This is a genomic window from Streptomyces ureilyticus, from assembly GCF_011045025.1.
Taxonomy (GTDB): Bacteria; Actinomycetota; Actinomycetes; order Streptomycetales; family Streptomycetaceae; genus Streptomyces; species Streptomyces ureilyticus.
Genome location: NZ_JAAKZX010000354.1, coordinates 1 through 5,606, shown reverse-complemented (window position 1 = coordinate 5,606; position 5,606 = coordinate 1). Strand labels below are relative to the sequence as shown.

The window sequence follows — 5,606 nt, the reverse complement described above, 5'->3', positions numbered from 1 at the left end:
GTCTGGGCTCGAACTGGGCTCCTTCATCCGGCTCGGCCGCGGTGAAGAGGGCACGAGGCACTGGTTCCGGGATGATGATCCGGAAAAGTTGCGGCGTACGGCGGCGGGTAGGGACAGCGAACCCGCCGATCTCTCGTAAGGTTTGGGCCGTGGGATCTCTGCGCAATCCTGTCGGGCCGCTTCCCTCCTCCATCTACTGGCGACGGAGGGCCGTTCTGCTGTCCATGGTCGCGCTGTTGGCGCTACTGATCACCTGGATCGTCACCTCCGGCGACGGAGGCGGCACCAACGACGCGAACGGGTCCAACGGCAAGAACCCCGCGCCCTCCATCACGCCCGGCCCCACCAGTTCGGGACCCGCGATCAGCGAAGCCCCGGGCGGACGTGACGAGTCGGGCGAGGAGAGCGGGGGAAGCGGCGGTAGCGAGGGGAGCGGAGGAAGCGACGGGTCCGGCGACTCCGGCGGTGATTCCGCGGGCTCCGGTGGTGCGGACGGCTCCTCCGGTGGCGCGGGCGGCGGTTCCGGTGGTGGCTCGGCCGGCGTGGGGGGTGGCGGTGTGTCCGGGGACGCGGTTCCCGCCGGGTCCAGCCTTCCCAACTGCACCCCTGGAGCCGTCAAGTTGACGCTGCGCAGCGTCAAGAACTCGTACTCCCCCGATGAGCAGCCCAAAGTGGAGCTGATCGTCACGAACTCCTCCGCCACCGACTGCAAGCTCGATCTAGGCCCGAAGGAAGCGGTGCTGACGATCACTCAGGCAGGCGGCGATGACGAGATGTGGTCCTCGGCCGACTGCCCGACGGGCGCCGGCAGCGTCCTGTACCGCATCCCGGCGCAGGACACCGTCACCCGCAACCTGGAGTGGGACCGCAAGGCCAGCGCCCCCAAGTGCGCCACGCCTCCGGCGGGTTCGGCGAACGCGGGCACGTACTTGGTCGAAGCCACGGCCCCGGGCCTGGCGACGGCCCGCACGTCGTTCGTGCTGGCGAAGGACTGAGGGTTCGTACGTTCCTGGAGGGTTCCGTCAGGGACGTACGAAACTCCAGGTTCCTCAGACGTAACGCTCGAGAATCGATGACTCCGCCAACCGCGAAAGCCCCTCCCGAACACTCCGCGCCCGCGCCTCCCCGACGCCGTCCACCGTCTGAAGGTCATCCACACTCGCGGCGAGCAGCTTCTGCAGGCCGCCGAAGTGCTCGACCAGGCGGTCGATGATCGCCCCGGGCAGCCGCGGCACCTTGGCAAGGAGCCGGAAGCCACGCGGCGACACCGCGGAGTCGAGCGTCTCGGGCGCACCGGTGTAGCCCAACGCCCTTGCCACCGTGGGCAGTTCGAGCAGTTCGGCGTGGGTGAGCGCATTGAGCTCGAAGAGGGCCTCGTTGACCGTGCGGGAGCGCTTGGCGGTCGGCTCCGGAACGTAGTCGCGTACGACGAGTTCGCGCTCGGGCTCGACGCCCGCGATCAACTCGTCCAGCTGGAGGGAGAGGAGGCGCCCGTCCGTGCCCAACTCGACCACGTACTCGGCGATCTCCGTGGCGATCCGGCGCACCATCTCCAGACGCTGGGCCACCGCCGAGACGTCCCGGACGGTGACCAGGTCCTCGATCTCGAGGGCGGACAGCGTGCCGGCGACCTCGTCGAGGCGGAGCTTGTAGCGCTCCAGGGTGGCCAGGGCCTGGTTGGCGCGGGAGAGGATCGCCGCCGAGTCCTCCAGGACGCGGCGCTGTCCGTCCACGTACAGCGCGATCAGGCGCATGGACTGGGAGACGGAGACGACGGGGAAGCCGACCTGCTTGGAGACCCGGTCGGCCGTGCGGTGCCGGGTGCCCGTCTCCTCGGTGGGGATGGTCGGGTCGGGCACCAGCTGTACGCCCGCCCGAAGGATCTTGGTGATGTCCTTGTCGACGATGATGCCGCCGTCGAGCTTGCACAGCTCGCGCAGCCGGGTCGCCGTGAACTCGACGTCCAGGACGAAGCCGCCCGTGCACATCGACTCGACCGTCTTGTCCCAGCCGAGCACGATGAGCCCGCCGGTGTTGCCGCGGAGAATCCGCTCCAGGCCGTCGCGGAGACCTGTGCCGGGTGCCACGGCGCTCAGTGAGGCGCGCATCAGCCCGTCGGCACCGGAGCTCCCACCGGACTTTCCGGGAGCTGCCGCCCGGTCATTGGCTGCCACTGCACTCCTCCGGTCGCAGGATCTGGGGCGCTCCCGTTTCGCATACTTCGTTCGTACGGACGGTCGAGACCTGGGCAAAGTCTACCGGCGCTCCTCCTCGTCCCGTGGGGCCTCTCGACGACGCGACCTCGGAAGCACCTGCAGCGCGTCCCCCATGTCGGCCACTTCCAGGACCTTCATCCCGGCAGGGATCTTGCCGGGATCGCCCGGTACGAGCGCGTGCGTGAAGCCCAGACGGTGCGCTTCGGCGAGCCTGCGCTGGACGCCCGTGACCCGTCTGACCTCGCCCGCGAGGCCGACTTCGCCGATCGCGACGAGGTTCTTGGGGAGAGGAGTGTCACTCGCGGCGGAGGCCAGGGCGAGGGCGATCGCCAGGTCCGCGGCCGGCTCGGAGAGCTTCACGCCGCCGACCGTCGCGGAGTAGATGTCCCGCTTTCCCAGGGCGGTGATCCGGCCGCGCTGCTCCAGGACGGCGAGCATCATCGAGACGCGGGAGGTCTCCAGGCCCGAGGTCGTACGCCTGGGGGAGGGGATCTGGGAGTCGACGGTGAGGGCCTGGACCTCGGCGACCAGGGGGCGGCGGCCTTCGAGGGTGACGGTCAGGCAGGTGCCGGGGACGGGCTCGGCGCGGCGGGTGAGGAACAGGCCGCTGGGGTCGGCGAGTCCGGTGATGCCCTCGTCGTGCAGCTCGAAGCAGCCGACCTCGTCCGTCGTGCCGTACCGGTTCTTGACGCCTCGTACGAGCCTCAGGCGTGCGTGCCGGTCGCCCTCGAAGCTCAGGACGACGTCCACGAGGTGCTCCAGGAGGCGGGGGCCCGCGATGGCGCCGTCCTTGGTGACATGGCCCACAAGGAGGGTGGACATGCCGCGCTCCTTGGAGGCGCGGATCAGGGCTCCGGCCACCTCGCGGACCTGGGCCATGCCTCCGGGGGCGCCGTCGATCTCCGGAGAGGCCACGGTCTGTACGGAGTCGAGGATCAGCAGGGACGGCTTCACCGCGTCCAAGTGGCCGAGGACGGCGGCCAGATCGGTCTCCGCGGCGAGATACAGGTGGTCGTCGATCGCCTTGATGCGGTCGGCGCGGAGGCGGACCTGGCTCGCGGACTCCTCACCGGTGATGTAGAGCGTGCGATGTTCGTCACTTGCCGACTTGGCCGCCACATCCAGCAGGAGCGTGGACTTGCCTACGCCCGGCTCGCCCGCGACGAGCACGACCGCGCCCGGCACCAGGCCGCCGCCGAGCACCCGGTCCAGCTCCGGTACGCCGGTGGGGCGGGCGGTTGCCGTGCGGCCGTCGACCTGGCCGATGGGCACCGCGGACGTCGTGACCCGGCCGGGGGTCGTCGTACGGACCGCGGGCGCGCCGTACTCCTCGACCGTCCCCCAGGCCTGGCACTCGGGGCAGCGGCCGAGCCACTTGGCCGTCTGCCAGCCGCATTCGGTGCAGCGGTAGGACGGCCGGTCCTTCGCGGTCTTCGTACGGGCAGCCATGGACGAAACCGTAACCGCCGCCACTGACAACGCCGGCCCCGCCCATGAACCGGCCCACGAACCTGCCCATGACCACGTGCTTCCGGCCTCGTCGCCAAGATCAGGGCAGGCTTCGCAAACCGGTTGCAATCGACCCGGAATACGCCGCGGAACTAATCATTCCTGTCCCCTTATGAGGGATCGTTTCACCCGTATGGATTAAAACTGCTCACGCGGCAAGAAGCGGCCCTCACCCGGCGCCTACGGTCCCTCGGGTGATGAGCCGCAGTCCGGAAACCACCACGCACACCACCGGCGCAATCCCGGCGCACGGTGCCGAACCCGACCGTGCCGACTCCGGCCGGGCAGCGGTCCGTACGCCGGCGAAGTGCCCGCCCGCGCGCTACGAGCCGTATCTGGACGGCTTGTTCACGTACGGCCTGTCCGTGCTCTGCGACCACGACGCGGCGGTCGCCGCCCTCGGTGACGCCCTCGCGCTCGCCGAGCGGCGCGGCCCGCGCGGCGTGCGGGCACCCGACGAGCGCAGGGCGTGGCTGTACGCCCTCGCCCGCTGGGCGTGCCTGCGCAAGCTCGCCGAAACCAGGGACAAGGACACGGACACCGACCGGCAGGGCAATCGGCGGTCCGGCCGGCAGACCAAACAGGGCAAGGGGGCCGGGCCGCTCCGGCAGAAACGTCGCGGCACGCGCGCGTCGGACGCCGAATCAGACGTCGAATCGGACGCAAAAGAGGACCGTCGCCGTCGTGAACTCGCCCTGCTCGCCTGGCCGGAGGCCGCCGGGACCACGCCCGAGCAGCGCGAAGCGCTCGAACTCGCCGTACGGCACCAGCTCGCCGCCCGGGAGGTGGCCGCCGTCCTCGGTATGGAACTGCTCGCCGCCCGCGAACTCCTCGGTGCCGCCGCCTGCGAGATCGAGCGCACCCGCGCGGCCCTCGCCGTCGTCGAGACCGGCGCCTGCCCGGGCGTCGCCCGGCTCACCGGAGACCGGCTGGTCCTCAGCACGCCCCTGCGCCGCGAACTCGTCCGGCATGTCGACGACTGCCCGCGCTGCCGCCGTACCGCCGAGCGCGCGATCCCCGGCTCCTGGCCGGGCACGAGCGTCACGCCCGCCGCGCTCCCCGTAGTCGAAGCTCCGCGCGCGGCCCTCCACGGGGCGATGGAGCGCGCCCCACGCGCGCGGGGTGCCACTCCGCGCTTCGACCGGCGCGGCTTCCCGATGGACCCCAAGCACCACGCGGCCCGCCGTAGCCGCCTTCGCGCGCGTGCCGTCACGACGACGGTCGTCGTCACCGTGGTGGCGGCTCCCGTACTCGCCGTGTGGGCGGCCTACCGAGGCGCCCCCCTCACCGGCGAGGGCTCGCCGGGCCGCCCGATCATCGCGAGCGAGGCGCACGGCCCCGCCGCACTCGGCGGCGAACATGCGGACGACGCAGCCGACGCAGACGACTCCGGGAACGCGGGCAGCGCCCACGCGAAGCCGGAGCCGCAGCTCAGCAAGGGATCCGGCGAAAGCGCCGGGGAGGGAAAACGTTCGTCCGAAGTCTCCGTACGAGTCACCGGCGGGGCCTCCGGCGACCAGAAAAACGGCCTCTCCGTAGAGGCCGATTCCAGCGGCGACATGACGCTGATCACTCTGAGGGCATCCGGTGGCGGTGGTTCCCCGGTCCGCTGGTCCGCGCACACCGGCGCCTCCTGGCTCTACCTGAGCCGGTCGTCGGGAACGCTGTCGCCCGGCGAGTCGTTGACGATCAAGGCGTACGTCGACCCTCTCCTCGAGCCGAACGGCCCCTGGAGCGCGCGGGTGTCGATCGCACCCGCGGGCGCGGCGGTCTCGATCGACGGCTCCGGCACGGCGGGCCCGTCACATCCGGGCCCGGGCCCTGCTCCGGACCCGACCCCGAGCGCTCCCACACCGTCCGACCCCGGCCCCACGCCCAGCG

At 71.3% G+C, this 5,606-nt stretch carries 4 protein-coding genes; 2 read left to right on the top strand and 2 right to left on the bottom strand.

All coding sequences use genetic code 11. The features are described 5' to 3' along the window. Positions 1-149: 149 nt before the first annotated feature. Positions 150-995: a hypothetical protein gene (locus tag G6048_RS46465; protein WP_165345649.1), complete on the top strand. Its 846-nt coding sequence runs from the start codon at positions 150-152 to the stop codon at positions 993-995. 54 nt (positions 996-1,049) lie between these two features. On the opposite strand, the gene disA is transcribed toward G6048_RS46465, so the two are convergent. Then, positions 1,050-2,174 carry a DNA integrity scanning diadenylate cyclase DisA gene (disA, locus tag G6048_RS46460; protein ID WP_165345648.1) on the bottom strand — a complete coding sequence of 375 codons (1,125 nt, stop codon included), beginning with the start codon at positions 2,172-2,174 and terminating at the stop codon, positions 1,050-1,052. A gap of 81 nt (positions 2,175-2,255) precedes the next feature. After that, positions 2,256-3,665, bottom strand: a complete 1,410-nt coding sequence (gene radA / locus G6048_RS46455; RefSeq protein WP_165345647.1) for a DNA repair protein RadA — start codon at positions 3,663-3,665, stop codon at positions 2,256-2,258. Positions 3,666-3,922: 257 nt separating this feature from the next. Between radA and G6048_RS46450 the strand changes: the two genes are divergently transcribed. Continuing rightward, on the top strand, positions 3,923-5,606 hold a 1,684-nt coding region (locus G6048_RS46450), incomplete at its 3' end, for a BACON domain-containing protein (protein WP_206342976.1).

Coding starts and splice junctions, on each gene's coding strand:
- radA (WP_165345647.1), bottom strand. CDS start 3,665: ATGGCTGCCCGTACGAAGACCGCGAAGGACCGGCCGTCCTACCGCTGC.